General features: G+C 72.0%; 1 protein-coding gene and 2 tRNA genes. All 3 read left to right on the forward strand.

Annotated features, from left to right (window positions below; all coding sequences use genetic code 11):
- Positions 1–253: 253 nt before the first annotated feature.
- Positions 254–336, forward strand: a tRNA-Tyr gene (locus tag HW577_RS25875).
- 78 nt (positions 337–414) lie between these two features.
- Positions 415–488 (forward strand) — tRNA-Gly (locus tag HW577_RS25880).
- Between the two features lie 181 nt (positions 489–669).
- Positions 670–796 (forward strand): GTP-binding protein (locus HW577_RS25885; protein ID WP_232474794.1); only part of this gene is annotated, 127 nt, incomplete at its 3' end.

Genomic DNA, 796 nt, shown 5'->3' on the forward strand with positions numbered 1-796 from the left:
GGGCGCGCGCCGGCGGCGAAGGGCTTGCGCGCCTCTCCGCGCGGGCCGTCGGGGCGCTGCGGGCGCGGTCCCTTGGGCGGGGCGCCCTTCGGGCTTCGCGGGCGGCTTGCATCGGGGCGCTTCGGGGGGCGGGGCATGGCGCCATGTAGCCTGCGGCGCGTCGCGGCGGAAACCCGCCCTGATCCGTTGACAGCGGCGCGCCCATGGGCTTAACCCCCGGCGCTCCCGCCAGCCCGGAAGGGCGAGCGGCTGCGGAGGGGTGCCCGAGTGGCTAAAGGGGACGGACTGTAAATCCGTTGGCTTGCGCCTACGTTGGTTCGAATCCAACCCCCTCCATATCGCCCGCCCGCCCTTCGCGGGGCCGACTACCCCGGACGGGCGGCAGGACTTGGTGGGTTCGCGGCGCCTCGCGGCGCGGGTGTAGCTCAATGGTAGAGCCCCAGCCTTCCAAGCTGGTTGTGCGGGTTCGATTCCCGTCACCCGCTCCAGCGCGGCGCGGGTCGATGACGGGCCGGTGACCTGCCCGCGACGCGCCCCGGGGAACCGGCGGGCGGAGCGGACAAGCAGGCCGCCGATGACAAGGGCTTCTGGCCCGCGATCGGGGTCCATCGGATCTCGGCCGCGGGACTTTGTGCAGAGACGGATCGGAACGAGGACGCGGGACAGGCCATGGCGAAGGCGAAATTCGAGCGGACGAAGCCGCACTGCAACATTGGCACGATCGGGCACGTGGACCATGGCAAGACGTCGCTGACGGCGGCGATCACCAAGGTGCTTGCGAAGGCCGGTGGTGCGA

This window comes from Neoroseomonas rubea (genome assembly GCF_016106015.1).
Taxonomy (GTDB): Bacteria; Pseudomonadota; Alphaproteobacteria; order Acetobacterales; family Acetobacteraceae; genus Neoroseomonas; species Neoroseomonas rubea.